The sequence below is a fragment of the Enterobacter sp. SM3 genome (assembly GCF_009811935.2).
In the GTDB taxonomy this organism is placed as follows: domain Bacteria; phylum Pseudomonadota; class Gammaproteobacteria; order Enterobacterales; family Enterobacteriaceae; genus Enterobacter; species Enterobacter asburiae_D.
In genome coordinates, this window is record NZ_CP099971.1 from 444049 (window position 1) to 470478 (window position 26430).

Consider the following 26430-nt stretch of genomic DNA (forward strand, 5'->3'; position numbering starts at 1 on the left):
TTGAAGGGGTAAAAAGCTATCCCCATCTCTCAGGGCACTAGTCGGAAAACCGCATGCGGTCCGGCGTCATCCATAACTGATAATGACTTTCTCAAAGGAGAGCTATCAATGAGTATTCGTCCGTTACATGATCGTGTGATCGTCAAACGTAAAGAAGTTGAAACCAAGTCTGCTGGCGGCATCGTTCTGACCGGTTCTGCAGCAGCCAAATCAACGCGTGGCGAAATCATCGCTGTCGGTAAGGGCCGCATCCTGGAAAACGGAACTGTGCAGCCACTGGACGTTAAAGTTGGTGACATCGTAATTTTCAACGATGGCTACGGCGTGAAATCCGAGAAGATCGACAATGAAGAAGTGTTGATCATGTCCGAGAGCGACATTCTGGCAATTGTTGAAGCGTAATTTACGCACGAGAATTTGAGGAAATAAGAACATGGCAGCTAAAGACGTAAAATTCGGGAACGACGCTCGTGTAAAAATGCTCCGCGGCGTAAACGTACTGGCAGATGCAGTTAAAGTGACCCTGGGCCCGAAAGGCCGTAACGTAGTGCTGGATAAATCCTTCGGCGCGCCAACCATCACCAAAGATGGTGTTTCTGTAGCACGTGAAATTGAGCTGGAAGACAAGTTCGAAAACATGGGCGCGCAGATGGTGAAAGAAGTTGCCTCTAAAGCGAACGACGCTGCAGGCGACGGTACCACCACCGCGACCGTACTGGCGCAGGCGATCATCACTGAAGGTCTGAAAGCCGTTGCTGCGGGCATGAACCCAATGGATCTGAAACGTGGTATCGACAAAGCTGTCGCTTCCGCTGTTGAAGAACTGAAAGCGCTGTCCGTACCGTGCTCTGACTCCAAAGCCATTGCTCAGGTTGGTACCATCTCCGCTAACTCCGACGAAACCGTAGGTAAACTGATCGCTGAAGCGATGGACAAAGTCGGTAAAGAAGGCGTGATCACCGTTGAAGACGGTACCGGTCTGGAAGACGAACTGGACGTGGTTGAAGGTATGCAGTTCGATCGCGGTTACCTGTCCCCATACTTCATCAACAAGCCAGAGACTGGCGCTGTTGAGCTGGAAAGCCCGTTCATCCTGCTGGCTGACAAGAAAATCTCCAACATCCGCGAAATGCTGCCAGTGCTGGAAGCCGTTGCGAAAGCAGGCAAGCCGCTGGTTATCATCGCTGAAGACGTTGAAGGCGAAGCGCTGGCGACCCTGGTGGTTAACACCATGCGCGGCATCGTGAAAGTGGCTGCGGTTAAAGCACCTGGCTTCGGCGATCGCCGTAAAGCGATGCTGCAGGATATCGCTACCCTGACCGGCGGTACCGTAATCTCTGAAGAGATCGGTATGGAGCTGGAAAAAGCGACCCTGGAAGACCTGGGCCAGGCGAAACGCGTTGTGATCAACAAAGACACCACCACCATCATCGATGGCGTGGGTGAAGAAGCCGCTATTCAGGGCCGCGTTGGTCAGATCCGTAAGCAGATCGAAGAAGCAACTTCCGATTACGACCGTGAAAAACTGCAGGAGCGCGTAGCGAAACTGGCTGGCGGCGTTGCGGTTATCAAAGTTGGTGCGGCGACCGAAGTTGAAATGAAAGAGAAAAAAGCACGCGTTGACGATGCCCTGCACGCGACCCGTGCTGCGGTAGAAGAAGGCGTGGTTGCTGGTGGTGGTGTTGCGCTGGTGCGTGTTGCCGCTAAGCTGGCAGGCCTGACCGCACAGAACGAAGATCAGAACGTGGGTATCAAAGTTGCGCTGCGCGCAATGGAAGCGCCTCTGCGTCAGATCGTGTCCAACGCCGGTGAAGAGCCATCTGTTGTGACCAACAACGTGAAAGCGGGCGAAGGTAACTACGGTTACAACGCGGCAACTGAAGAATACGGCAACATGATCGACTTCGGTATCCTGGACCCAACGAAAGTGACCCGTTCTGCTCTGCAGTACGCGGCATCTGTTGCTGGCCTGATGATCACTACCGAGTGCATGGTAACCGACCTGCCTAAAGGCGATGCACCTGACTTAGGTGCTGCTGGCATGGGCGGCATGGGCGGTATGGGCGGCATGATGTAATCGTGCGCTCTACGTCGTAGAATGTGAAAAACCCCCGGGCAGAAATGCTCGGGGGTTTTTCTTTTGGTCATCTTTTAGGTATAAGATTTACACACGGACAACTACTGTCCAGCTTATTGAAAACGAGGAATAACATGCGCGTAAAAGTCTGTGCAGGGATTGTAGGGGCAGCATTGCTGCTGGCGGGTTGTAGCTCCAGCAATGAGCTGTCGGCAGCGGGCCAGGGCGTTCGCTTTGTGGAAGATAAGCCTGGCAGTGAATGCCAGCTGTTAGGCACGGCAACCGGTGAGCAAAGTAACTGGATGTCAGGTCAGCATGGCGAAGAAGGTGGTTCTATGCGCGGTGCGGCGAATGCCCTGCGTAACCAGGCTGCGGCGATGGGCGGTAACGTGATTTACGGCGTGAGCAGCCCAACGCAGAGTATGCTGTCCAGCTTCGTGCCGACCGCCAGCCAGATGAACGGCCAGGTCTACAAGTGCCCGAACTGAGTTAACTTGCTGATGGCGCTGCGCCCGGACCCCGTAGGGCAGGTAAGCGTAGCGCCACCTGCCTTTTTAGTTCTGCCGCAGCTGCAAATCCAGCGGCGTCTTGCTCGGCTCTCCGCCAATCTCGCGTGCCAGCTTCGGCACCATATAGCCTGAAACCAGCGTTAACAGTTCGCGCATAATCTGCCGGGCTTCTTCATCCGTCACCATGAAATGCGCCGCGCCCTGAACGCGATCCAGCACGTGCAGGTAATAGGGCATCACGCCCGCATCAAACAGGGCATTGCTCAGGTCGGCCAGCACGCGCGCGCTATCGTTTACACCGCGCAGCAGCACGCTCTGGTTCAGTAGCGTCACGCCCGCTTTACGCATACGCGCCATTGCCGCGCGAAACGCATCGTCAATTTCGTTCGCGTGGTTGATATGGTTCACCAGCAGCACCTGCAAGCGAGACTGCTCCAGGCGTGAGACCAGGCCGTCCGTGATCCGCGCCGGAATAACAATCGGTAAACGGCTGTGAATACGCAGGCGCTTAATATGCGGGATGGCTTCAAGCTCGGTCAGCAGCCAGTCCAGCTCATGATCTTTCGCCATCAGCGGGTCGCCGCCGGAAAAAATAATCTCATCCAGCTCCGGATGGGCGGCGATATAGTCCAGCGCGACCTGCCAGTTGCGTTTATTGCCCTGATTTTCGGCGTAAGGGAAGTGCCGACGGAAGCAATAACGACAATTTACCGCACAGCCGCCTTTTACCAGCAGCAGGGCGCGGTTGAGATACTTGTGCAGTAAACCCGGCACCACGCTGTTCTGCTCTTCCAGCGGATCGGTGCTATAACCCGGCGCGGTGACAAACTCATCCTGCGAAGTAAGCGTTTGTTTTAATAGCGGATCGTTGGGGTTGCCTTTCTCCATCCGCGCCACAAACGGACGGGGAACGCGCAGGGCGAAAAGGCGCTTTGCCTCGCGGCCTGCAAGCAACTCTGGGTGCTGATCGAGGTCTAAAAGACGCAGCAATTCATCAGGACTGGTGATTACATCGGCAAGTTGCGATAACCAATCTTCTCTGGACGGGGTGTTTAGGGTTACAATATGCGCCATTTTGTGGCTTAGCTACCAGTTAACAAATTTAGAGGGCCTTATGGCAACGTACTATAGCAACGATTTTCGTGCTGGTCTTAAAATCATGATGGACGGCGAACCGTACGCGGTTGAAGCCAGCGAATTCGTTAAACCAGGTAAAGGCCAGGCATTCGCACGCGTTAAGCTGCGCCGTCTGCTGACCGGTACCCGTGTTGAGAAAACCTTCAAGTCTACTGACTCCGCTGAAGGCGCTGATGTTGTTGATATGAACCTGACCTATCTGTACAACGACGGTGAGTTCTATCATTTCATGAACAACTCCACTTTCGAACAGCTGTCTGCTGATGAGAAAGCGGTAGGTGACAGCGCTAAATGGCTGCTGGATCAGGCTGAGTGCATCGTGACCCTGTGGAACGGCCAGCCTATCGCTGTGACCCCACCAAACTTCGTAGAACTGGAAATCGTTGAAACCGATCCAGGTCTGAAAGGTGATACCGCAGGTACCGGCGGTAAACCAGCCAAACTGTCTACCGGTGCAGTGGTTAAAGTGCCACTGTTCGTACAGACTGGCGAAGTGATCAAAGTGGATACCCGCTCCGGCGAATACGTGTCCCGCGTGAAGTAATTTACGTCATGATTGAAGGCGCAGCGTCCGCTGCGCCTGATTTTTGCAGGCAGGGATGATGAAACGTACCGTTAAAATTCTGCTTCTGTTAGCGCTTTCCAGCGCATTGCTTTCCGGGTGTAACACCGCGCGCGGCGTGGGTGAAGATATCCAGGATCTCGGCCATATCATTTCTCACGCTGCCAGCTAACACCGTCTAATTTTCCTAAAAATGCTTCCTTTTCCGTCAAACGACGGGATCTTGTCTATCCTTAAGTTGCTATACACAAAACAACTTTGGCTATAAAAGGAAGATATTATGGTTAAGAAAACAATTGCAGCGATCTTTTCTGTCCTTGTGCTTTCCACAGTGTTGACTGCATGTAATACCACCCGCGGCGTAGGGGAAGATATCTCCGACGGTGGTAATGCTATTTCTGGTGCAGCAACGAAAGCCCAGAACTAAATGTATGGACGGTACGGCACGATACTTTCACCGTACCGTCAATTCTCGACTTCCTGCAGGGATAAAAACGGAGAAAAACGCGTATCCATATGCAGTTTCATGCGGATATTGCGCTTATAGGTATAGACCGTTTTTCCGTTGATACTCAGGTGAGCGGCAATCTTTTGATTGCTCGCGCCGTCCATCCACAATGTCAGCACTTTCTCTTCCTGCCGGGTCAGCAAGGGGGCGGCTGCCGTTGGCCTTTCAGCGCATGAGCGCGAGATCAATGCGTCGTTGATAACCGTTGCCACCTCTCCGAGACTGGCGTTTTTCAACAATGACGACCACACCGGGAACTGTCCGAGCCAGTCTGTCATGCCGTTGTCCTCTCCCGATTGCAGCAAAATAAACGGTAAGCGTTCACTGGCGTTGAGCAAGGACGAGAGCTGCTGAAAATGATGGATATCCTGCCTGAAGCCGTACAGGTCAGCGATAACCAGCGTGGGTTTCCATTGCAGAATGTGCTCTCTGGCAAGGAACAGATTATTCAGCCCGGTCACAACGTAGTGTCCCGGGAACAAACCGGAATGATTGAGCCATGCTTCAAATCCCGTGCGGGTGAAGTGACAACGGTCAATCAAAAGAATTTTGAACATATTTTATTCGCAGTCGGCTAGTGGTTTGGCTTCCTGCCATCAGAAAGCACATCATCATAGAGAAGTCGGATGAGTGCTAAATGCCGGAACTACGCGCCATACTGCGGCTATTTCTTGCCTTAACGTGTTCAGCAAAAAATGATTGAAAAAAAATAGCACGCTAACCACAATATGGGGCGTAATCTCTGCCTTACGGGACGACCCGTAAGCGTTTCTTTCACCGGGGACGGCCCCAACTTGAATTAAGTTAAGGAGCCTGAAATGTCCTGGATCATTCTTTTTATTGCTGGCCTGCTCGAAGTGGTATGGGCGATTGGTCTCAAATACACCCACGGATTTACCCGTCTGACGCCCAGCGTCATTACCGTCACCGCGATGATCGTGAGTATTGTCCTGTTATCCTGGGCGATGCGTTCGCTGCCTGTGGGAACGGCTTATGCCGTCTGGACGGGCATTGGTGCGGTAGGGGCCGCCATCACCGGCATTCTGCTGCTGGGAGAGTCAGCGAGTCTGGCGCGTATCGCCAGCCTCGCGTTGATTGTGGCCGGGATCATTGGGCTCAAGCTCAGCACCCATTAATGGGGTTGTTTTACCCAGATAAGTTTTGACACATCAAACCCTTGCCGGGTCGCGACGTCCAGCATCTGCTGTTTCATTTCAGACGAAATAGTTGGCGTGCGGGAAAGTATCCACAGATAGTCGCGATCCGGCCCGCAGACCAGCGCATGACGGTACTCTCTGTCGAGCGCGATCACGTTATAGCCGCCATAAAACGGGCCAAAGAAAGAGACTTTGAGCGCGGCCCGTCGCGGGTCGCCCGTGAAGTACGCTTTCCCAATCGACTGTTGCCACATCTCCCGGTCGGGATTATAGCCCCGGTTGATCACCTGAATACCGCCATCGTCCATCGGACTGTAATTCGCCGTGACCTTCTCCAGGCCCTGTTCAAACCGATGGTCGAGGCGCGCGATTTCATACCATGTTCCAAGGAAGCGTTGTGCATCAAAAGGCGTGACGACGGTAACGCCAGGCGGTGGGGTAGGGGAACTGCAGGCAACCACTAAAAACGCGGCTGTCACCGCGGCGATAACAGGCAGAATGCGCATAGGAGTTTCCTTACTGTTTTTTTGTTAAGTGTAGATGACGGCAAGGAAAATGTGGTTTTTGTGCGGCGTCACACCGTGGATTTTGTAGGCCGGGTAAGGCGAAGCCGCCACCCGGCAATGTTTTACTGCAGCGCGTCGAGGATACGGTATGCCGCCTCAACGCGTGCCGGGTTCGGATAGCTTTTATTCGCCAGCATCACAATGCCGAGCTGCTTTTCAGGAATAAAGGCCACGTAGCTGCCAAACCCGCCGGTTGAGCCGGTTTTGTGCACCCATGAGGCTTTTACCGGAGGCGCCGGAGGATTCACTTCTCTTGCGGGCAGCGGCGCCAGTGCTACCTTATTGTCACTACCTTCAACCACGGTTCTGGCATCGACGGGCCAGTTAAGCATTTCCCAGCCTAACCCCTGATACATGGCCCCCACGCGCCAGTAGCGAGACTGCGCCAGGGCAATGCCTTGCCTGAGTGAATTATCCTGAAGGGAGTCCGGCTTCATGTTTATCATCACCCAGCTTGCCATATCCTGCACGTTGGTTTTTACGCCATAGGCTTCCGCGTCGAGCATGCCTGGCGAAACGTGTACCGCTTTACCATCACGGTATCCCCAGGCGTAATGCGCCTCTTCCGCTTTCGGAACGTTAATCCACGTATGGTCCAGCCTGAGCGGCTTAAAGACCCGCGCCGTTATGGCCTGCTCATAGCTCATGCCGGAAGGTTTGACCGCCAGCGCGCCAAAAAGGCCGATGCTGGTATTGGCGTAAAGACGCGTGGTACCCGGCTTCCACTGCGGCTGCCAGTTTTGATAAAAGCGCAGCAAAGAGGCGTTATCCGTGACCTCATCCGGTACCTGTAACGGCAGACCGCCTGCGGTATAAGTTGCCAGATCCAGCATGCGGATCCCCTGCCACGGCTTGCCCGTCAGCTCAGGCCAGTACTTTGTCACCGGGTCGCCGAGCGATATTTCACCGCGAGCAATCGCATCGCCACCCAGTACGCCGGTGAAGGTTTTACTTATAGAACCCAGTTCGAACAAGGTTTGTGGGGTGACAGGCTTGTTTGCCGCAACATCGGCTTTACCGAAGGTAAAGTAGTGCGGCTGACCCTGATAAATCACCGCCACCGCCATGCCCGGAATGGCCTGCGCTTTCATCAGCGGCGTAACGGTCCGTTCAACCACCTCAGCCAGCTGTTTTTCTGACATCGGGGCAGCCAATACCGAGCAGGAGGTGCTGAGCAGCAGGGCGCAGCAAAGGGATTTTGTCATCATCATTTATCTTCCGTAATAGCAGTTCAAGGGAGTGTCCGGGCCCGTCAGACCGCTGTAGTCTGTTGGATTTGACTATGGCTGACAAACGGTTAAATTTAGCATTAGCTGTTAATTTTTCTAACGGACGAGGCCATGACGCGCAGCTATCTTCCTCTTAATTCCCTGCGGGCGTTTGAAGCTGCCGCCAGGCACCTCAGTTTTACGCATGCCGCTATCGAGCTGAACGTCACCCATTCCGCGATTAGCCAGCACGTAAAGGCGCTGGAGCAGCACCTTAATTGCCAGCTGTTTGTCCGCGTGTCGCGTGGGCTGATGTTGACCACCGAAGGCGAAAATTTACTGCCGGTGCTGAATGACTCGTTCGATCGTATCGCCGGAATGCTGGATCGCTTTGCCAGCCAGCGCGCTCAGGAGAAGCTCAAAATAGGTGTGGTAGGGACCTTTGCCACAGGGGTTTTATTCTCTGAGCTTGCGGACTTTCGCCGCCGCTATCCGCATATTGATCTTCATCTTTCCACCCATAACAATCGCGTCGACCCGGCGGCTGAAGGGCTTGATTACACTATTCGCTACGGTGGCGGCGCGTGGCATGGAACCGATGCAGAATTCCTTTGCCCTGCGCCGCTGTCTGCGCTCTGTACACCCGATATTGCCTCCTGTCTAAAAAGCCCGGCAGATATCCTGAAGTTTACCCTGCTGCGCTCCTACCGGCGTGACGAGTGGGCTGCGTGGATGCAGGCAGCGGGTGAACATCCTCCCTCACCGACGCACCGGGTGATGGTGTTTGATTCGTCCGTGACCATGCTGGAAGCCGCGCAGGCAGGCGCAGGGATTGCCATTGCGCCTGTCGATATGTTTACCCATTTACTCAGCAGCGAGCGCATCGTGCAGCCGTTTGCAACGCAGATTGACCTCGGCAGCTACTGGCTCACAAGACTACAGTCACGGACAGAAACGCCCGCAATGCGCGAGTTTGCCCAGTGGCTGGTGGAGAAGATGCAGAAATAAAAGGCCCGCCGGATGGCGGGCCAGAAGCGTCAGATGGTGACCACGGCAATCAGCGTCACCACGGTCAGGATGGTCGCCAGACCGTAGAACACCCACTTACCGCTCGGGACATGGATTTTCAGGTCATGCATCGCATGGTGAATACGGTGCAGACCACACCACAGCGGCAGGACGATCATCAGGAAGATGAATACGCGGCCGATAAAGCTGCTCGCGAACGCCAGTACGCGCTCGTAGCTCAGCGCATCGCCCGGGAACAGCCCCAGCGGCAGCATAATGCCGACCAGCAGGATGATGACGGGGGCGATGATGGCACTCCACATGCCGCCTGCGCCAAACAGGCCCCAGAAGACCGGCTCGTCAGAACGTTTTGGATTTGGATTGATCACAGGTGTCTCCTTACCAGAACAGTGCGACAAACAGAATGACCACAGTGACCAGAATCGTCACTGCCCAGAGCCCTTTAATCACCGGCTCTGGCCCCATTTTCTCGTCTTTTACGATGATATTCGCCGCTTTTGGCGCCAGCTCAAACCAGGTTTTGGTATGAAGCAGCGCGGCCGCGAGCACGATCAGGTTCAGAACCACAATGATCGGGTTTTGCAGGAAACCGACAAAGCTGGCCCAGGCTTCCGGACCGTGCTTGAGGGCAAAAACGCCGTACATCAGCTCAAGGCTGAACCAGACCGCCGGTACCGCCGTGCCTTCACGCAGCATGTAGAAGCGATAAAACGGCAGGTTTTTCCACCAGGTGGACGGCACAGGCCGCACATAGGCTTTGCGTTTAGTCGTCATCATGCACTCCTTAGCGTGGTTTCAGGGTAGCGATAAGAAAGTCTTTCGAGCTTTCCACTTTACCCTGCTGAATTGCGGCGGCCGGGTCGACGTGCTTCGGACAAACTTCGGAGCAGTAACCCACAAAGGTACAGCTCCAGACGCCGTTCTGGCTGTTAAGCTGCGCCATACGTTCTTTTTTACCGTGATCGCGGCTGTCCTCGTTGTAGCGGTGCGCCAGGGTAATGGCGGCCGGGCCGATGAACTCCTTGTTCAGGCCAAACTGTGGACAGGCGGCGTAGCAAAGACCGCAGTTGATGCAGCCGGAGAACTGATGGTATTTCGCCATCTGCGCCGGCGTCTGGGTGTTCGGCCCCTGATCCGGCGTGCGCGGATTACCAATGATGTACGGCTTAATGGCTTCCAGGCTTTCGATAAAGTGGGTCATATCGACCACCAGATCGCGTTCAATCGGGAAGTTGCCCAGCGCTTCGACCTTAATGCCTTTGGTGTATTCGCGCAGGAAGGTCTTACAGGCCAGCTTTGGCACCTTGTTGACCATCATGCCGCAGGAGCCGCAGATTGCCATGCGGCAGGACCAGCGGTAGCTCAGATCTGGCGCCAGGTTATCTTTGATATAGCCGAGCGCATCCAGCAGGGAGGTTTGCTCGTCATAAGGGACTTCATAGAAAGCGCTGTGCGGTGCGGCATCCACTTCCGGATTGTAGCGCACCACTTCAACTTTCATTTTTTGCATCTCAGCCATTCGCCTTCTCCTTCTTCTCGGCGGCTTCTGCTTCTGCACCGTACACGCGTTTAGCCGGCGGCAGCGTGGTGATTTTCACGTCGCTGTAGTCCAGACGTGTGGTGCCATCCGCATCGCGCCAGGCGAGAGTGTGTTTCAGGAAATTGACGTCGTCACGTTCGGTACAGCCTTCGTCCAGACGCTGGTGGGCCCCACGCGACTCTTTACGCGCCAGCGCAGAGTGCGCCATACATTCCGCGACGTTCAGACCGTGGCCCAGCTCGATGGTGTAGAGCAGGTCGGTGTTGAATACGCTGGAGGTGTCGGTGATGCGCACGCGCTTGAAGCGCTCCTGCAGTTCCGCCAGCTTGTCGACGGTTTTTTGCATCAGCTCAGGGGTACGGTAGATACCGCAGCCTTCTTCCATCGACAGGCCCATCTCGTCGCGGATCTTCGACCAGTTCTCATTGCCTTCCTGGTTCACCAGATCTTTCAGGCGTTTTTCAACGTCTGCGACCTGCGCATCCAGCGCGGCACCGTTGGCTTCGCTCGCGGTAGCCGCTCGCTCCATCGCGCGCTCGCCCGCCATGCGGCCAAAGACGACCAGCTCTGCCAGCGAGTTAGACCCGAGACGGTTAGCGCCGTGCAGGCCGACTGAGGAACACTCGCCGACGGCGAACAGGCCTTTAATCCGGGTTTCGCACTGCTGGTCGGTTTCGATCCCGCCCATGGTGTAGTGCGCGGTTGGACGCACCGGAATCGGCTCTTTCACCGGGTCGACGCCGACGTAAGCTTTCGCCAGCTCGCAGATGAACGGCAGACGTTCCAGCAGTTTCTTCTCGCCAAGGTGACGCAGGTCGAGATAGACCACATCGCCGCGCGGCGTGGAGATGGTGTTGCCTTTGCGCCACTCGTGCCAGAAGGCCTGAGAGACTTTATCGCGCGGGCCGAGTTCCATGTATTTGTTCTTCGGCTCGCCGAGCGGGGTTTCCGGGCCCATGCCGTAATCCTGCAGATAGCGGTAGCCGTTTTTATTGACCAGAATACCGCCTTCACCGCGGCAGCCTTCCGTCATCAGAATGCCGGATCCCGGCAGGCCGGTTGGGTGATACTGCACGAACTCCATATCGCGCAGCGGCACGCCGTGGCTGAGCGCCATGCCCATGCCGTCGCCGGTGACGATGCCGCCGTTGGTGTTGTAGCGATAAACGCGGCCCGCACCGCCTGTTGCCATCACCACGGCTTTCGCGCGGATCTGGACAAGCGTGCCTTCCATCATGTTCATCGCTACCAGACCGCGAGCCTCACCGTCATCGACCAGAATGTCGAGGACGAAATGTTCATCGAAGCGCTGAATTTGTGGGAACTGAAGGGAAGTCTGGAACAGGGTGTGCAGCATGTGGAAGCCGGTTTTATCGGCGGCGAACCAGGTGCGTTCAATCTTCATTCCGCCAAAGCGGCGAACGTTGACGCTGCCGTCCGGACGACGGCTCCACGGACATCCCCACTGTTCAAGCTGGGTCATTTCCGTTGGACAATGATGCACAAAGTAGTCAACGACATCCTGTTCGCAAAGCCAGTCGCCCCCTGCAACCGTGTCGTGGAAATGGTATTCAAAGCTGTCATGATCCTGCGCAACGGCGGCGGACCCTCCTTCTGCTGCCACTGTGTGGCTACGCATTGGATAGACTTTTGAAATCAATGCGATTTTAGCGTTGGGATTAGCTTGTGCTGCAGCAATCGCAGCACGTAATCCAGCCCCGCCAGCGCCTATTACGGCAAGATCGGCTTGAAAAGTTTGCACGACATTCCTCCAGATTTTTGTTATTTCGCAACGCGACAAACTAAAGGTAGTTCACCCGTCCAAAAGGACGATTGCGAAAGCGTTTCCACTGCTCCTTTATGGGTAAAACAGTATAACCGTGTAGATGTCAGGGAAATTTGACGTGTTCGATTTTTTTGCTGTTCTGTCAGGCGATTTATCATGAAGATTGATGAATTACGTCACGTAATTACTCACCTAAATGAAATGCGCTTTTTTACTGCGCAAAATTTGTCTCTGCCCCAGCTAACGAGTAGACTTCGTGCCCTTGTCTGAAATCGGAGAACAACTCATGAGCGAAACGGCCACCTGGCAGCCGAGCGCATCCATCCCTAATCTGTTAAAACGCGCTGCAATTATGGCGGAGATCCGCCGTTTCTTTGCCGACCGCGGAGTCCTGGAGGTGGAAACGCCGTGCATGAGTCAGGCAACGGTAACGGATATTCATCTGGTCCCGTTTGAAACCCGTTTTGTTGGCCCCGGCCACTCTCAGGGCATGAATTTGTATCTGATGACCAGCCCGGAATACCACATGAAACGCCTGCTGGCGGCGGGATGTGGCCCGGTGTATCAGCTATGCCGCAGTTTCCGTAATGAAGAGATGGGTCGTCATCACAACCCGGAATTCACCATGCTGGAGTGGTACCGCCCGCATTATGATATGTACCGCCTGATGAATGAGGTGGACGATCTGCTGCAGCAGGTCCTGGAATGCTCGGAAGCCGAAACGCTCTCCTATCAACAGGCTTTCCAGCGCCATCTGGAAATTGATCCGCTGTCGGCGGACAAAGCCCAGCTGCGCGAAGTGGCGGCAAAACTGGATCTCAGCAACGTGGCGGATACCGAAGAGGATCGCGACACGCTGCTCCAGCTGCTGTTCACTTTTGGCGTTGAACCGCAGATTGGCAAAGATCGCCCGACGTTTGTCTATCACTTCCCGGCAAGCCAGGCCTCACTGGCGCAGATCAGTACCGAAGATCATCGTGTCGCAGAGCGTTTTGAGGTCTATTACAAAGGCATCGAGCTGGCGAACGGCTTCCACGAACTGACTGATGCCCGCGAGCAGCAGCAGCGCTTCGAGCAGGATAACCGCAAGCGCGCCGCGCGCGGTCTGCCGCAGCAGCCTATTGATGTTAATCTGCTTGAAGCATTAAAAGCAGGTTTGCCGGATTGCTCCGGCGTGGCGCTGGGCGTTGACCGTCTGGTGATGCTGGCGCTTGGCGCAGAGCAGCTAGGCGATGTGATTGCCTTTACGGTCGATCGCGCCTGATAAAATGCCGGGTGGCGCTGCGCTTACCCGGCCTCCCATTCCTGTCAATTAACCTTTCCATTTCAGCACGACAACATTAAAAACTGCCACATTCTCTATACACGGGTCTTTTTCTTAATTTGCCCCGCATAGCCACAATATCTGTCTGGTCTTCTGCTACCATCCGCGCAGTTTAATTCCTCTTCGGATGGTTCTATGTCCCAGTCACTCAAAAAGATGACCCTCACCGGGCTCATTCTGATGATATTTACCTCAGTCTTTGGCTTTGCCAACAGCCCGTCAGCGTTCTATCTGATGGGCTACAGCGCGACGCCGTTTTATATCGTTTCTGCTCTGTTCTTCTTTATCCCGTTTGCGCTGATGATGGCGGAGATGGGCTCGGCTTACCGGAAAGAAGAGGGCGGGATCTACTCATGGATGAATAACAGCGTCGGGCCGCGCTATGCGTTTATCGGCACGTTTATGTGGTTTTCATCCTACGTCGTCTGGATGGTCAGTACGGCGGCCAAAGTCTGGGTGCCGTTCTCCACGTTTCTTTTCGGTGCCGATAAAACGCAGGTCTGGTCTTTAGCCGGGCTAAGCTCCACGCAGGTCGTCGGCATTCTGGCGGTAGGCTGGATGGTGGTGGTCACCCTGGTGGCGTCTAAAGGCATCAATAAAATTGCCCGGATTACCGCCGTGGGCGGGATCTCGGTTATGGGGTTGAATTTGGTACTGCTGCTGGCGAGCATCGCTATCCTGTGCCTGAACGGTGGTCACTTCGCGCAGGAGGTGAACTTTGCCTCCTCGCCGAATCCGGGCTACCAGTCCGGGCTCGCCATGCTCTCCTTCGTGGTGTTTGCCATCTTCGCTTACGGCGGTATTGAAGCCGTAGGCGGGCTGGTGGATAAGACGGAGAACCCGGAAAAGAACTTTGCGAAAGGCATTATTTTTGCCGCCATCGTCATTTCCATTGGCTATTCGCTGGCGATTTTTCTCTGGGGCGTCAGCACCAACTGGCAGCAGGTGCTGAGTAACAACACCACTAATCTTGGCAACATCACCTATGTGCTGATGAAAAGCCTGGGGATGACGCTGGGACAGGCGATGAACCTGAGTCCCGAGGCGGCATCGGTAATGGGGGTCTGGTTCGCGCGTATTACCGGCCTGTCGATGTTCCTGGCCTATACCGGTGCGTTCTTCACGCTGATCTACTCGCCGCTGAAAGCGATTATTCAGGGTACACCAAAAGCGCTGTGGCCCGCACGTATGACCCAACTGAATAGCGCAGGCATGCCTGCCAACGCCATGTGGATGCAGTGTCTGCTGGTGTGCGTGTTCATTCTGCTGGTGTCATTTGGCGGCGATACGGCATCTGCGTTTTACAACAAGCTGACCCTGATGGCGAACGTGTCGATGACGCTGCCGTACCTGTTCCTGACCCTGGCGTTCCCGTTCTTTAAGGCGAAGCAGGATCTTGAACGTCCGTTTGTGATTTTTAAAACCCGCGCGGCAACGCTGCTGGCAACCACGGTGGTAGTGCTGGTGGTGGCGTTTGCCAACATCTTCACCATTATTCAGCCGGTAATTGAGGCGAACGACTGGAACAGCGCGCTGTGGATGGTGGGTGGGCCTATCTTCTTCTCGCTGCTGGCGATGGGGATTTATGAGAATTATCGTCGACGTGCGATGGCGTACGTCGCAGAAGTGGCGTAGCGGTAAAGTGCCCCTCCCGAAAGGGAGGGGAGAGAGATTACAGACTTCCCGCCGGGCGCGATCTTGCCACCGACGTGAGCGTTTTACCCATCTTGCGTCCGTCCATGCTTTCCAGACGCATCTGGAACGGTGGGAACGGCATATCAATACCGTGTTCGCGGAAGCCCGCCAGGATCAGCTGATGGATCTCATGGCGCAGCGGCATACGGTGCCCCATTTCGGCAGCGTAGATACGCAGCTCGAAAATCTGGATCCCCTGCTGTAAATCAACCAGGAACACTTCCGGTACGGGGTTATCGAGCACCAGCGTACAGCGTTCGGCAGCGGTGTAGAGGATCTGGGTGACTTCTTCACTGTTGGCATCCGACGGCGCCGGTACTGTCAGCACCACGCGCGTGACGGAGTCTGACAGGGACCAGTTGATAAACTGCTCGGTAATAAATGCCTTGTTCGGCACGATGATCTCTTTCCGATCCCAGTCGCTGATCGTAGTGGCTCGGGTGTTGATCTTCGTTACGCTCCCGGTCAGATCGCGAATCGTCACCGTATCACCGATACGAATCGGCTTTTCAAACAGGATGATCAGGCCGGATACAAAGTTAGCGAAAATCTCCTGCATGCCAAAGCCAAGACCAAACGTTAGCGCGGCAACCAGCCACTGCAGTTTAGACCACTCAATACCAATCATTGAGAACCCAACCATCCCGCCAAACAGCAGTATCAGGTATTTCGTAATGGTCGTGATGGCGTATCCCGTGCCAGGGGTTAAATCCAGATGCTGCAGCAGCGCCAGCTCCAGCAGTGCAGGGAAGTTACGCACCAGCTGCGTGGTGATGATCAGCACCAGAATGGCAATCAGCACCGCGCCTAAGGTGATCGGCTCCAGGCTTTCAACACCCTGTACCGTGGACGTCACGTCCCACAGAGAGATATTCTCCAGGAAGCCAAACGCGGAATGAATTTCCGACCACAGGAAGATCACCGACAGAAGGGCAACCAGCATCAGGAGGGAGCGCACCAGGCGCAAAGACTGGGTACTGATAGCATCCAGATCCAGTTCGACCTCGTCGGCATCCATCGTGCCTTCCGTACTGTTGACATGGTTTGGCTCTTCCTCACCCCGCGCACGCTGGGCGAGGATCTCCGCCCGGCGATGCTTGGCGCGGTCAAAGGCCAGACGGCGACGCTGGATCAGCATTCCGCGACGGATCACGTGATACACCACCAGCAGCAGGAACCAGATGGCTACCGAGGTTTCCAGCCTTGCCAGCAGCGCCTGCGCGGTTGCCAGGTAACCTACCGCGGCTGCCAGCATCGCAAACAGCGGCGCGCTAAGCAGCAGGTTCCAGAGCAGCCGGTTGAACATATTGTCACCGCTGCCGGATTTATCCAGATAGAGCGGAATGCCCGCGCGTTTCAGGCTGAGCGTGACGATGGCCAGCGCCCCGCATATCAGCATAAAGCAGAGGCGGCCCAGCGAGCCTGAGAATTCCCGATCGTTGAGATTATCGAACATGATCAGCGCCATAATCAGCGGCACAATCAGCCCGATGCTCATCAGGTAGTAACGCATGGCGCGCGCGACGCGATTACGCGGCCAGCCAAAGTGGGTGATGAACAGGCCATTGGGGCGCGCGAAGGTGGCGCAAATCATGACCACCCACAGCAGCGGCACCGTGGCGGTGACGCCATCGCCAATCGCTACCGCGAGCGGATAGGGCCAGGCTTCCCGCAGGCCATACCCCAGCGTCATCCACAGCACCGGCAGCGGAGAGGCGACAAGAATCGACCAGAATACGGTGCGCAGCGTAAGCCAGAAGTGATCCTGGGTGACTTTCCCCACCCGAGCGCTGGAACGCTCCAGGAAGCGGGTGAAATGTCTGCGCGAGTAAATGCTGAAGCCCACCAGAATCAACGCTCCCAGCAGCGGGAAAATGGTCTCTTTGCTGGTGAACATCATCACGCTGGCCTGTCCCAGTTGGCTGAAGGTATCCAGTGAAATCAGGCGGCGCAGGTCCTGGACAATCTCAATCGGCCACGAGAAGGTCATCGGACGCACGTCGGACGTCCAGAAGAGATAACGGTGCGTAGCCTCGTTCACCTCTTTCAGCGCATCTTCCAACTGGCTGTTGGATACTTTTAGCTTGGTCAGCTCCAGAATCAACGTATCCCCGCCCTGGAGCAGAGAGTTCAGCAGTTCACGCTGGGTACGCAGCTGGGCTTCCAGAATACGGTTTTGCTCGCTGGTCAGGGGCTGTCCGTCAGCCTGACGGATCTGGCGGATTTGCGGTTGCTTGTTGAGGAGATCTTCAAAGTGCAGGCGCTGAACGCGCAGCTGGGCCATCTCGGTATCTAGCTGCTGCGGCTTCGGCATTTCCGGCAGGCGCGCGACCTGGGCGCGTAACGCCTCGCCCAGCAGGTTTGATGACCCGAGCCACTGTGACTGTTCGCGCAGCGTGTTGAGCGCCTGGCGAACCTGGAGGGTTTGATTGGTCGCCTGACGCTGCTGGGAGGCAACCAGATCCATGCGCTGCGCCTGCTGGTTCAGCGCGGCAGAAAGTTCGCGGTTGACCCTGAATTGTTCGTTGATACCGGCAGGCAGGTTTTCGCTGTTTTCAGCGAGCAGTTCTGTACTTTCCAGCGCCCGTTCGGCTTCACGCTGGCGCTGGCTGTTCAGCTGATTACGCAGGGCCTGAAGGTAGGCATCAAGCTGCTCGCTCTGCTTTTGCGCCAGCTCGGCGCGCATGCGCGACAGCTCCTGACGGTTGTTGGCAGAAAGCTGCGCCAGCTCGAGCTCATCAACCAGCGCTTTAAGTCTGGCGGATTCAGCCTGAATCCCAAGATTTTGCGCCTGGCTTTGTGCTGAATTGCCAGACTGCGTGCCCACGCGGCGCTCCACCTCGTTTAGCTGGCGGCGGGCGTCGGTTTGCTGCTGCGGAAGCTGGCTGAGCGAGTCGGCGATTTCGCGCGCGCGCTCCTGTTCCTGCTGCGCCAGGCGGCTCTTTTCCAGAAGCTGGCTGCTGACCTGGAGGATCTCCTGGTTTAGCGCATCGGAGGTTAAGCCCGCAGGAACATCGCGCGGTTCGTCACGCAGATTATTGAGCTGCGCGCGCAGCGTCTGCGAGAGTTTGGGGAAGTTGTCGATAACCTGCTGATATTGCTGAGCGCGCTCAAGAGAGCCTTTCCGCTCCTCAAGCGCGTTCAGGGCAGCCTGGAGCGACTCGACGGTCTCTGGCTGAGCGGGTTTGGCCGCTTTTGCCTGCTCCAGTTCCTGGGTTATCTGTTTGGCGTTGGGGGCTGTCGCTGCGTACGCCCCCATGCTGAGGCACCAGGCCATCAGTAGAACGATAATCGGGCGCACGTCAGCGATCCTTCTGTTGTTAGCCTTCGTCTTTTTTGTCGACAACCAGCGGGCTGGCGTCGTGCTCGGCGTTGATCTCTTCCTGTGACAGCGGAGCAGGTTCTGCATCTGGCGTCACGAAGGTTTCGGTAGAGACCGCCAGCGGCTGGCCCAGCTTGGTGACTGACAGGCTTTCAAGCTGTTCAGCCAGCTTTACTTTGCCCGGCGCAAACAGGTTGATCACGGTAGAGCCCAGCTTGAAGCGACCCATCTCCTGACCTTTCAGCAGGGCCACAGAGCCTTCCGCTTCACCGGCAGGCCAGGTCCAGCGTTTGATCACGCCTTCGCGCGGTGGGGTGATGGTGCCCGCCCAGACGGTTTCGATGCTGCCTACGATGGTTGCACCCACCAGAATCTGTGCCATAGGGCCAAATTCAGTATCGAACAGACAGATGACGCGCTCGTTACGGGCAAACAGGTTCGGCACGTTCTGCGCGGTCAGGTGGTTTACGGAGAACAGGTCGCCCGGGACGTAAATCATTTCACGCAGGATACCGTTACACGGCATATGCACGCGGTGATAGTCGCGCGGTGACAGATAGGTAGTGGCAAACGTACCGTTGCGGAACAGATCCGCCATCAGGTAGTTACCTGCCAGCAGCGCTTCCAGACTGTAGTTATGGCCCTTCGCCTGCAGGATTTTGTCGTCTTCGATGTTACCCAACTGGCTGATCACGCCGTCTGCTGGCATCACCAGGACGTTAGGATCGGTGTTCAGCGGGCGCACTTCGTCACGCAGCGGGCGCACGAAGAACTCGTTGAAGGTGCGATAGCTGGCGGTGTCCGGCTTCTGCGCCTCTTTCATGTCGACCTTGTAATATTTTACGAAAAGGTCGATGACCAGTTTGGTCAGCCAGCCCGCGCGTTTGCTTGCGCCCCAGCCCGCCAGGCGAGTGAGCCACAGTTTTGGCAGAATGTATTGAAGCGAAAGTTTAAATGCGTTTAACAAGGTAGCCTCCAGGCCATTGTTTTGTCGTTCCTGATCCGGCGTTAAGCCGCCGGAACCTGAAAAAAGGGGACGATTTTAGCGATGCTTAGCTTAGTTGTCAGTTATCAGAATCAGAAAAGTTTTTACGCGTTTTTACGTCTTCCATGCTCTCAAGAATACGGTGGTAATTCTCGAAGCGGGTTTCCGCGATCTCGCCTTTCTCAACCGCTTCACGGATAGCGCAGCCTGGGTCGTTATCGTGTTTACAGTCGCGGTATTTACAAGCGCCTAAATAATCATGGAATTCGACAAATCCGTTAAAGATTTGTTCCGGCTCAAGGTGCCACAAACCGAACTCACGCACCCCTGGGGAGTCAATCACGTCGCCGCCGTGCGGGAAATGATACAGACGCGAGGCGGTGGTGGTGTGCTGGCCCAGACCCGAGACGTTGGACACATCGTTAGTCAGGATCTCTTGCTGGAGGCCAAGCAGGTTGTTCAGCAGGCTCGATTTACCCACGCCGGACTGGCCCGCAAAGATGCTGATACGGTCAGTCAGCGCCTCTTCTAACGGCTTAAGGCCATCTTTGGTGTGGCTGGAGACCATCAGTACGCGATAACCGATCTTACGGTAGATATCCATCTGCTCATTCACGAAGGCCATACCGTCGTCATCCAGCAGATCGATTTTATTCAACACGATGATCGGTTCAACCTGCAGCGTTTCGCAGGCGACAAGGTATCGGTCGATAATGTTGAGCGAAAGCTCAGGTAAAATCGCCGAAACAATGACGATCTGGTTAATGTTGGCGGCAATCGGTTTTACGCCATCGTAAAAATCCGGTCGGGTGAGCACCGACGTGCGTTCATGCACGGCTTCAACGATGCCCTTAACCGTGACCCCTTCAGCGGCCTCTTTACCCGGACGCCAGACCACGCGATCGCCGGTAACCAGTGAACGGATGGTGCGACGGATATTGCAACGGTGAATATCACCGTCGGCGGATTCGACATCGGCATGCATACCGAAACGGCTAATGACTACGCCTTCTGTAGCTTCACCAAACAGGTTGTCGTCATAATCCGGCTTCTCCGAAGTGGTTTTAAGACGGCGCTGGTGGTTGGCGTTTACGCGGCGCTGCTGCCCTTTGGAGAGTTTATTTTTACTCAATCGCGCTGGCTCCTGGTCGCCCGTAAGGGGCAAAACCTCTATGATACACTCTAATTAATACTAGTTAACCTGCTACTGCCGGTTATGCGAGAAGGGTGGAAAATAACATGAGCGCGGATGAAAACAACCTGATTTGGATCGATCTCGAAATGACCGGGCTGGATCCCGAGCGCGATCGCATCATTGAAATTGCAACTCTGGTGACGGACGCTAACCTGAATATCCTGGCTGAAGGGCCAACGATTGCGGTGCATCAGTCCGACGATCAGCTGGCTTTGATGGATGACTGGAACGTGCGCACCCACACCGGCAGTGGCCTGGTGGAGCGCGTGAAGGCGAGCACGTTCGGCGACCGTGAGGCGGAGCTGGCGACGCTTGAGTTCCTGAAACAGTGGGTTCCGGCAGGCAAATCGCCAATCTGTGGGAATAGCATCGGCCAGGATCGCCGTTTCCTGTTTAAGTACATGCCGGAGCTGGAGTCTTACTTCCACTATCGCTATCTGGATGTCAGCACCCTGAAAGAGCTGGCGCGTCGCTGGAAGCCTGAAATCCTCGACGGCTTTAAAAAGCAGGGGACCCACCAGGCGATGGACGATATCCGTGAGTCCGTGGCGGAGCTTTCCTACTACCGCGAAAACTTTATTAAGCTGTGATTTTGCGATCCGGCGCCTTGCGTGGCCGGGTTTTTGTCGTTAAATTGTTCAGCTTGCCGATTTAATAAGCATTTGAACTTAATTTCGAAAAAATCGCTTTAAGGGGGGTTGCAGCTAAAAGGATTTCTCGTATAATGCGCCTCCCGTAACGACAGAGAATTACACGTTACGACAGCAACAAAAGCAGTGCAGATTTGCGGGAATAGCTCAGTTGGTAGAGCACGACCTTGCCAAGGTCGGGGTCGCGAGTTCGAGTCTCGTTTCCCGCTCCAAAATTTGAAAGTGCTTCTAAAGCACGGACCACCCAAGCGGGAATAGCTCAGTTGGTAGAGCACGACCTTGCCAAGGTCGGGGTCGCGAGTTCGAGTCTCGTTTCCCGCTCCAAAATTTGAAAGTGCTTCTAAAGCACGGACCACCCAAGCGGGAATAGCTCAGTTGGTAGAGCACGACCTTGCCAAGGTCGGGGTCGCGAGTTCGAGTCTCGTTTCCCGCTCCAAATTCTTCTTAATCTCTAAAGTATCCACAGCGAAGAAACTCGTTGGGGACGTTTTCTATTGTCTCTGAAATACTCTTGTGAACAGAGTTATCCACAGAAACCGCGCTTACCCTGAACAGGGTTAAAACTTAGCAGGGTGAATAGTATCCATTTAACGCACTGTATTTAATGGATAAATTTTCATTTCAAAATGTTAGCGAGATCACTTGACCTCTTCTCCAGCCCAGATGGTGCTTGAGTTTGTAATTTTATTCACAGGCTGTGAATAGATCAGGCATCCCGTGTAAGCCCTTTTTCAATCACTCTCACCAGACGCTGTTTCTTCGGTAGCTGCACCTCGATCGCACAGGCATTACGCTTCTCAATCTGCTGCGCAATCGCCCATTCTATGTGTTCATCAAGAAGTGGGTGCTCACCTCTACGGCTTTCAAGCGCCCGCACGTTCGCTTCATCCCACGGGGCATTACCCAGCGCGACGGCAACATTACGCAGCCAGCGCAGATGACCGATACGGCGAATGGCCGAACCTTCCGTCACCTTCAGGAACCAGGCTTCGGTCCAGGCGAACAGCTCAATGAGCTGCGGCGCATGCAGCGCCTTACGCGGGCTGAAATCCTCTTCGTCCGTGAGCTGCGAATAGCGGTTCCACGGGCAGATCAGCTGGCAGTCGTCGCAGCCGTAGATGCGGTTGCCGATAAGCGGTCGAAACTCTTCGGGAATGGCCCCTTCCAGTTCGATAGTGAGGTAGGAGATGCAGCGGCGCGCATCAACGGTGTAAGGCTCTACGATGGCACCCGTCGGGCAGATGGTCATGCAGGCCACGCAGCGGCCACAGCCTTCCTCTACCGGGCCGTCTACCGGCAGCGGTAAATCAATCAGCAGTTCACCCAGGAAGAAGAACGATCCGGCGTCGCGGCTGAGGATTAGTGAGTGCTTACCTGTCCAGCCAAGCCCGGCTTTTTCGGCGATTGGGCGCTCAAGAATAGGCGCAGAATCGACAAAGGGTCTAAAATTCAGCGAAACACAGTGCTGCTGAATAGTTTCCCCGAGTTTTTTTAAACGGTTACGTAAGAGCTTATGGTAATCACGTCCCAGGGCGTACCGGCTGACGTAACCCAAAGAGGGATTTTTTAGCGTGCGCGCAAAGGCCGCGTTGGCGGGCAGGTAGTTCATGCGCACGCTGATGACGCGTAATGTGCCCGGCAAAAGCTCGTGAGGACGGGCGCGCATCATGCCATGACGCGCCATCCATTCCATTTCGCCGTGGTATTGTTTGTCCAGCCAGGCCTGCAGTTTCGGCTCGCTGGCGGAAAGGTCGGTATCGGTAATGCCGACCTTCTGGAAGCCAAGCTCAGCACCCCACTGTTTTATTTTTTGCGCTAATTCATTGAGATCGAGGGGCTGTGACATGACGGACCATACGGTGAAGAAAAACCCCGCAAGTATACCACATTCCATCTGGCATGCGGATGACCTCCGGCGCGCCGAAAAAGAGGCCGCAGATAGCCTCGGAATTACCCTTTATGAACTGATGCTGCGCGCGGGTGAGGCGGCGTTTAACGTTGCCCGCAGCGCTTACCCGCAGGCCGCCCACTGGCTGATTCTGTGCGGTCACGGTAATAACGGCGGCGACGGCTACGTCGTCGCCCGTTTGGCGGTTGCGGCAGGTATCCGCGTGACGTTGCTGGCCCTGGAGAGCGATAAACCTCTGCCGGAAGAGGCCGACGCGGCGCGGGAGGCGTGGCTTAACGCGGGCGGTGTGATTCATGCGCCTGATATCGTCTGGCCGGAAGAGGTGGATCTGATTGTGGATGGCCTGCTGGGTACCGGGCTACGCAGCGCGCCTCGTGAGAACATCGCCGCGCTTATTGAACACGCTAACAGACATTCCGCGCCGGTAGTCGCCCTGGATATTCCCTCTGGCCTGATTGCACCAACCGGCGCGACGCCGGGGGCGGTCATTCAGGCTGCCCATACGGTGACCTTCATCGCCCTCAAGCCGGGGTTACTGACCGGTAAAGCGCGAGACGTCGTTGGCGTACTGCACCACAATGCGCTGGGGCTGGAGAGCTGGCTGGCCGGGCAGGAAATGCGCATCGCGCGTTTTGATGCGTCGCAGCTTGCGGCGTGGCTCCCGCCGCGTCGGCCGACGTCCCATAAGGGCGATCACGGCAGGCTGGTCATTATTGGCGGCGACCACGGTACGGCAGGTGCGATTCGCATGACCGGCGAAGCGGCGCTGCGCAGCGGTGCCGGATTAGTGCGAGTACTCACTCGCATCGAGAATATTGCGCCGATCGTTACAGCCCGACCGGAGCTGATGGTGCACGAGCTTACGCCCCAGGCGCTTGAAGAGAGCCTTGAATGGGCGGATGTAGTGGTGATTGGCCCGGGTCTTGGGCAGCAGGCATGGGGTAAACAGGCCCTGCAAAAGGTCGAGAATTTTCGTAAACCGATGCTGTGGGATGCCGACGCGCTGAACCTTCTGGCAATCAATCCGGATAAGCGTCACAATCGCATTCTGACGCCACACCCCGGCGAAGCCGCGCGGCTGCTTAACTGCAGCGTGGCAGAAATTGAAAGCGATCGCTTACTTTCTGCTCAGCGTCTGGTAAAACGTTACGGAGGTGTTGCTGTTTTGAAAGGGGCAGGAACCGTTGTCGCCAGCGATGAGGCACAGGGCATTATTGATGCCGGAAATGCGGGCATGGCAAGCGGCGGCATGGGCGATGTGCTTTCCGGCATCATTGGCGCATTGCTTGGACAGAAACTTCCCCTTTATGATGCAGCCTGTGCGGGCTGCGTGGCCCACGGTGTCGCGGCGGATAAACTCGCCGCGCGTTACGGTACACGCGGTATGCTGGCCACCGATCTTTTTTGCACGCTGCGGCGTGTTGTTAACCCGGATGTGATTGACGTAGAAAATGACTAATCGAGCGATTCCTTTACCTGATGAACAAGCCACTTTAGAACTCGGCAAGCGCGTGGCGCAGGCCTGTCAGGGGGCAACCGTCATTTATCTGTATGGTGATTTAGGTGCGGGTAAAACCACCTTCAGCCGGGGTTTTTTGCAGGCGTTAGGGCATAACGGGAATGTGAAAAGCCCAACCTACACGCTGGTCGAACCGTACACCCTTGAAAATCTCATGGTGTACCACTTCGATTTATACCGCCTTGCGGATCCTGAGGAGCTGGAATTTATGGGGATCCGTGATTATTTTGCCAACGACGCCATTTGCCTGGTGGAGTGGCCGCAACAAGGTGCGGGTGTGCTGCCTGACCCGGATGTCGAAATTCACTTAGATTACCAGGCACAAGGGCGTGAGGCACGCATCAGTGCTGTTTCCTCATCAGGCAGTTCCTTACTGGCGCGACTGGCCGGTTAAGCGTAGGGATGACGGGATGATAAATCGCGTTAAAGGTTGGTTGTTGGCTGCCACCGTGCTGCTGTGCGCGCAGGCCGGGGCGGCAAACCTCTCAGATATTCAGGTATCAAACGGCGAAAGCCAGGCCCGGATCACGTTCAGCTTTATGGGCGATCCTGAATATGCGTTTTCACAGCCAGACAGCCACAGCGTGGCGCTGGATATCAAGCAGACTGGCGTGATCCAGGGGCTACCGCTGCGGTTCAGCGGTAACAACCTGGTGAAAAGTATCCGTTCGGGAACGCCGCAGGATAGCCAGTCGTTACGCCTGGTGGTCGATCTGACCGAAAAGGGAAAAACGAAGGCGGTGAAGCAGCAAAACGGGGCGAACTATACGGTGGTCTTTACCATCAATGCCGACGCACCGCCACCGCCTCCACCGCCGCCGGTCGTAGCGAAGCGCGTGGAAGAACCGGTGTATACGCCGCGTCCTTCTGAACCTGCGCGTAACCCGTTTAAATCGCAGAACGATCGCATTACTGCGGCAACCAGCAGCAATACGGTGACGCGTCCGGCGGCCAGCGCGCGACGCGCGACGGTCAGCGGTGACAAAGTGATTATCGCCATTGATGCGGGCCACGGCGGGGAAGATCCGGGGGCGATTGGCCCTGGCGGCACGCGAGAAAAAAACGTGACCATCGCTATCGCGCGTAAGCTGCGTTCGCTACTCAATGACGACCCTATGTTTAAAGGCGTGTTGACCCGCGACGGGGACTACTTTATTTCCGTCATGGGACGCTCGGATGTGGCGCGTAAGCAAAACGCGAATTTCCTGGTCTCCATTCATGCGGACGCCGCACCGAATCGTAGCGCCACCGGCGCCTCGGTTTGGGTGCTGTCGAACCGTCGCGCTAACAGCGAAATGGCCAACTGGCTGGAAGAGCATGAGAAGCAGTCTGAACTGTTAGGCGGCGCGGGCGACGTGCTGGCGAACAGCCAGTCCGATCCGTACCTCAGCCAGGCGGTGCTGGATTTACAGTTCGGTCATTCTCAGCGCGTCGGGTATGATGTCGCCACTAACGTATTGAACCAGCTGCAAAGCGTTGGCGTGCTGCATAAGCGTCGTCCGGAACATGCCAGCCTCGGCGTTCTGCGCTCGCCGGATATCCCGTCCATCCTTGTAGAGACGGGCTTTATCAGTAACAACGGCGAAGAGCGTCTGTTGGGAAGCGACAGCTACCAGCAGCAAATTGCCGAAGCGATTTATAACGGTCTGCGTAAATATTTTGATGCCCATCCGCTGCAGTCCGCGCCGCAGAGCGGCGCTGCCCAGACGGCCAGTGCTGCGCTACCGGGTGAGATGACCGCGACCAACTAAG

Annotated in this window: 26 protein-coding genes and 3 tRNA genes; 17 read left to right on the top strand and 12 right to left on the bottom strand. The window is 55.8% G+C overall.

Annotation, left to right across the window (positions count from 1 at the left end; genetic code table 11):
• The first annotated feature begins 108 nt into the window (after positions 1–108).
• The 3 genes from GVO84_RS01965 (at position 109) to GVO84_RS01975 (ending at position 2565) form a co-directional block, all read left to right on the top strand.
• Positions 109–402, top strand: coding sequence for a co-chaperone GroES (locus tag GVO84_RS01965; protein WP_003855929.1), 294 nt, complete (start codon positions 109–111; stop codon positions 400–402).
• 31 nt (positions 403–433) lie between these two features.
• On the top strand, positions 434–2077 hold the full coding sequence (gene groL / locus GVO84_RS01970) for a chaperonin GroEL (RefSeq protein WP_010427772.1): 1644 nt from the start codon (positions 434–436) through the stop codon (positions 2075–2077).
• Positions 2078–2211: 134 nt separating this feature from the next.
• Positions 2212–2565 carry a DUF4156 domain-containing protein gene (locus GVO84_RS01975; RefSeq protein WP_023310115.1) on the top strand — a complete coding sequence of 118 codons (354 nt, stop codon included), beginning with the start codon at positions 2212–2214 and terminating at the stop codon, positions 2563–2565.
• Between the two features lie 66 nt (positions 2566–2631).
• Here the strand turns inward: GVO84_RS01975 and epmB are convergent, their stop codons facing one another.
• Entirely contained in the window at positions 2632–3660 is a 1029-nt protein-coding gene (gene epmB / locus GVO84_RS01980) for an EF-P beta-lysylation protein EpmB (protein ID WP_159515368.1), read from the bottom strand.
• Positions 3661–3700: 40 nt separating this feature from the next.
• Here epmB and efp point away from each other — a divergent pair, with 40 nt between their 5' ends.
• The 3 genes from efp (at position 3701) to ecnB (ending at position 4712) form a co-directional block, all read left to right on the top strand.
• Positions 3701–4267 (top strand): elongation factor P, encoded by a 567-nt coding sequence (gene efp, locus GVO84_RS01985; protein WP_010427766.1) that lies wholly within the window; start codon positions 3701–3703, stop codon positions 4265–4267.
• A gap of 58 nt (positions 4268–4325) precedes the next feature.
• The gene (locus GVO84_RS01990) at positions 4326–4457 is read left to right on the top strand and encodes an entericidin A/B family lipoprotein (protein ID WP_032643762.1); all 132 of its coding nucleotides are present in this window, start codon (positions 4326–4328) and stop codon (positions 4455–4457) included.
• 108 nt (positions 4458–4565) lie between these two features.
• Complete coding sequence (ecnB, locus tag GVO84_RS01995; protein WP_047346104.1) at positions 4566–4712, top strand: lipoprotein toxin entericidin B; 147 nt, start codon at positions 4566–4568, stop codon at positions 4710–4712.
• A gap of 38 nt (positions 4713–4750) precedes the next feature.
• Here the strand turns inward: ecnB and GVO84_RS02000 are convergent, their stop codons facing one another.
• Entirely contained in the window at positions 4751–5350 is a 600-nt protein-coding gene (locus GVO84_RS02000; protein ID WP_121424834.1) for a helix-turn-helix transcriptional regulator, read from the bottom strand.
• 261 nt (positions 5351–5611) lie between these two features.
• Here GVO84_RS02000 and sugE point away from each other — a divergent pair, with 261 nt between their 5' ends.
• Positions 5612–5929 (top strand): quaternary ammonium compound efflux SMR transporter SugE, encoded by a 318-nt coding sequence (sugE, locus tag GVO84_RS02005; RefSeq protein WP_006178944.1) that lies wholly within the window; start codon positions 5612–5614, stop codon positions 5927–5929.
• Here the strand turns inward: sugE and GVO84_RS02010 are convergent.
• Both GVO84_RS02010 and blaACT read right to left on the bottom strand, forming a co-directional pair.
• The gene (locus GVO84_RS02010; RefSeq protein ID WP_045888999.1) at positions 5926–6456 is read right to left on the bottom strand and encodes a lipocalin family protein; all 531 of its coding nucleotides are present in this window, start codon (positions 6454–6456) and stop codon (positions 5926–5928) included. The genes sugE and GVO84_RS02010 overlap by 4 nt on opposite strands.
• A gap of 122 nt (positions 6457–6578) precedes the next feature.
• Positions 6579–7724 carry an ACT family cephalosporin-hydrolyzing class C beta-lactamase gene (blaACT, locus tag GVO84_RS02015; RefSeq protein WP_159515699.1) on the bottom strand — a complete coding sequence of 382 codons (1146 nt, stop codon included), beginning with the start codon at positions 7722–7724 and terminating at the stop codon, positions 6579–6581.
• A 132-nt stretch (positions 7725–7856) separates the two neighbouring features.
• Between blaACT and ampR the strand changes: the two genes are divergently transcribed.
• Positions 7857–8732 (top strand): LysR family transcriptional regulator AmpR, encoded by an 876-nt coding sequence (gene ampR, locus GVO84_RS02020; RefSeq protein WP_121424835.1) that lies wholly within the window; start codon positions 7857–7859, stop codon positions 8730–8732.
• A 29-nt stretch (positions 8733–8761) separates the two neighbouring features.
• Here the strand turns inward: ampR and frdD are convergent, their stop codons facing one another.
• The 4 genes from frdD to frdA are packed head-to-tail and all read right to left on the bottom strand — an operon-like array spanning position 8762 to position 12055.
• Entirely contained in the window at positions 8762–9121 is a 360-nt protein-coding gene (gene frdD / locus GVO84_RS02025; RefSeq protein ID WP_000609653.1) for a fumarate reductase subunit FrdD, read from the bottom strand.
• A 10-nt stretch (positions 9122–9131) separates the two neighbouring features.
• Positions 9132–9527 carry a fumarate reductase subunit FrdC gene (gene frdC / locus GVO84_RS02030; RefSeq protein WP_111965403.1) on the bottom strand — a complete coding sequence of 132 codons (396 nt, stop codon included), beginning with the start codon at positions 9525–9527 and terminating at the stop codon, positions 9132–9134.
• Between the two features lie 10 nt (positions 9528–9537).
• A complete protein-coding gene (locus GVO84_RS02035) occupies positions 9538–10272 on the bottom strand; it encodes a succinate dehydrogenase/fumarate reductase iron-sulfur subunit (RefSeq protein WP_023310124.1) in 735 nt (244 codons plus the stop codon).
• On the bottom strand, positions 10265–12055 hold the full coding sequence (gene frdA / locus GVO84_RS02040; RefSeq protein ID WP_121424837.1) for a fumarate reductase (quinol) flavoprotein subunit: 1791 nt from the start codon (positions 12053–12055) through the stop codon (positions 10265–10267). The genes GVO84_RS02035 and frdA overlap by 8 nt, the downstream gene beginning before the upstream one ends.
• A 310-nt stretch (positions 12056–12365) precedes the next feature.
• Between frdA and epmA the strand changes: the two genes are divergently transcribed.
• Both epmA and yjeM read left to right on the top strand, forming a co-directional pair.
• The gene (epmA, locus tag GVO84_RS02045) at positions 12366–13343 is read left to right on the top strand and encodes an elongation factor P--(R)-beta-lysine ligase (RefSeq protein ID WP_023334238.1); all 978 of its coding nucleotides are present in this window, start codon (positions 12366–12368) and stop codon (positions 13341–13343) included.
• Positions 13344–13538: 195 nt separating this feature from the next.
• Entirely contained in the window at positions 13539–15038 is a 1500-nt protein-coding gene (gene yjeM, locus GVO84_RS02050) for a glutamate/gamma-aminobutyrate family transporter YjeM (RefSeq protein ID WP_159515369.1), read from the top strand.
• A 37-nt stretch (positions 15039–15075) separates the two neighbouring features.
• Here the strand turns inward: yjeM and mscM are convergent, their stop codons facing one another.
• The 3 genes from mscM to rsgA all read right to left on the bottom strand — a co-directional run bounded on the left by mscM (position 15076) and on the right by rsgA (position 20537).
• Positions 15076–18399 carry a miniconductance mechanosensitive channel MscM gene (mscM, locus tag GVO84_RS02055; protein ID WP_121424839.1) on the bottom strand — a complete coding sequence of 1108 codons (3324 nt, stop codon included), beginning with the start codon at positions 18397–18399 and terminating at the stop codon, positions 15076–15078.
• A 19-nt stretch (positions 18400–18418) separates the two neighbouring features.
• The gene (asd, locus tag GVO84_RS02060; RefSeq protein ID WP_121424840.1) at positions 18419–19387 is read right to left on the bottom strand and encodes an archaetidylserine decarboxylase; all 969 of its coding nucleotides are present in this window, start codon (positions 19385–19387) and stop codon (positions 18419–18421) included.
• Positions 19388–19484: 97 nt separating this feature from the next.
• Positions 19485–20537 (bottom strand): small ribosomal subunit biogenesis GTPase RsgA, encoded by a 1053-nt coding sequence (gene rsgA, locus GVO84_RS02065; protein ID WP_023334242.1) that lies wholly within the window; start codon positions 20535–20537, stop codon positions 19485–19487.
• Between the two features lie 107 nt (positions 20538–20644).
• Here rsgA and orn point away from each other — a divergent pair, with 107 nt between their 5' ends.
• The 4 genes from orn (at position 20645) to GVO84_RS02085 (ending at position 21686) form a co-directional block, all read left to right on the top strand.
• On the top strand, positions 20645–21190 hold the full coding sequence (gene orn / locus GVO84_RS02070) for an oligoribonuclease (protein WP_121424841.1): 546 nt from the start codon (positions 20645–20647) through the stop codon (positions 21188–21190).
• 196 nt (positions 21191–21386) lie between these two features.
• A tRNA-Gly gene (locus GVO84_RS02075) sits at positions 21387–21462 on the top strand.
• 36 nt (positions 21463–21498) lie between these two features.
• Positions 21499–21574: transfer RNA gene (locus GVO84_RS02080), tRNA-Gly, on the top strand.
• Between the two features lie 36 nt (positions 21575–21610).
• Positions 21611–21686, top strand: a tRNA-Gly gene (locus GVO84_RS02085).
• A 270-nt stretch (positions 21687–21956) separates the two neighbouring features.
• Here GVO84_RS02085 and queG read toward each other — a convergent pair.
• A complete protein-coding gene (queG, locus tag GVO84_RS02090; RefSeq protein WP_148244452.1) occupies positions 21957–23096 on the bottom strand; it encodes a tRNA epoxyqueuosine(34) reductase QueG in 1140 nt (379 codons plus the stop codon).
• Between queG and nnr the strand changes: the two genes are divergently transcribed.
• From nnr to amiB, 3 genes are read left to right on the top strand one after another with little or no spacing between them, the layout of a single operon-like run.
• Complete coding sequence (gene nnr / locus GVO84_RS02095) at positions 23095–24618, top strand: bifunctional ADP-dependent NAD(P)H-hydrate dehydratase/NAD(P)H-hydrate epimerase (protein WP_159515370.1); 1524 nt, start codon at positions 23095–23097, stop codon at positions 24616–24618. The genes queG and nnr overlap by 2 nt on opposite strands.
• On the top strand, positions 24611–25072 hold the full coding sequence (gene tsaE, locus GVO84_RS02100; RefSeq protein ID WP_013095283.1) for a tRNA (adenosine(37)-N6)-threonylcarbamoyltransferase complex ATPase subunit type 1 TsaE: 462 nt from the start codon (positions 24611–24613) through the stop codon (positions 25070–25072). The genes nnr and tsaE overlap by 8 nt, the downstream gene beginning before the upstream one ends.
• Before the next feature lie 16 nt (positions 25073–25088).
• Complete coding sequence (gene amiB, locus GVO84_RS02105) at positions 25089–26429, top strand: N-acetylmuramoyl-L-alanine amidase AmiB (RefSeq protein WP_159515371.1); 1341 nt, start codon at positions 25089–25091, stop codon at positions 26427–26429.
• Position 26430 lies beyond the last annotated feature (1 nt).